At 46.0% G+C, this 674-nt stretch carries 1 protein-coding gene; it reads right to left on the bottom strand.

Features of this window, described 5'->3' with window-relative positions:
* Nucleotides 1–27 precede the first annotated feature (27 nt).
* The coding region (locus R7Z50_RS27865) for an XRE family transcriptional regulator (RefSeq protein ID WP_318149800.1) at nt 28–674 on the bottom strand (647 nt) is incomplete at its 5' end.

Below are 674 nucleotides of genomic sequence, written 5' to 3' on the forward strand. Positions count from 1 at the left end.
AAATATGAAACTGGTTACATTATTAGATTAGGCGCAAATGACTTTCACGCCATGTTGTTCAATCTGTACTTTGTGCTCTGGTTGGATATCCGCATCGGTGACCAGCACATCAATTTGATGCCAAGCGAGCTCTAAGTTAGGGATCTTACGACCGATTTTTTCGGACTCGATCATAACGATGACTTCACGAGAGACTTCTGCCATCACCTTACTTAAGCCAACCAACTCATTAAATGTTGTGGTTCCGCGCTCCAAATCGATGCCATCCGCACCAATAAACAACTGGTCAAAGTCGTAAGCTCGTAATACAGATTCGGCTACTTTGCCTTGAAAGGATTCAGAGTGCGTATCCCAAGTTCCGCCTGTCATTAGCAGAGCGGGTTCACTCTCTAGCTCGTTAAGGGCATTGGCGACGTGCAACGAGTTGGTCATGACCACCAAGCCACGTTTGTCGTTCAGTTGCTGAATCAGCGCAGCGGTCGTGCTACCGCTGTCTATCACGATGCGATTATGGTCGCGAATCAATGATGCCGCAGCTTTCGCCAAACTTAACTTTCGAGTCGAAACATTAGAGCTTAGTTCTTCATGAATAACTTCCGTAGGGATGGCAATCGCACCACCGTATCGGCGTAAAAGTTGTCCATTTTTTTCTAGAGAAGCTAAGTCCTTTCTAA

The organism is Vibrio sp. 1249-1 (genome assembly GCF_033340495.1).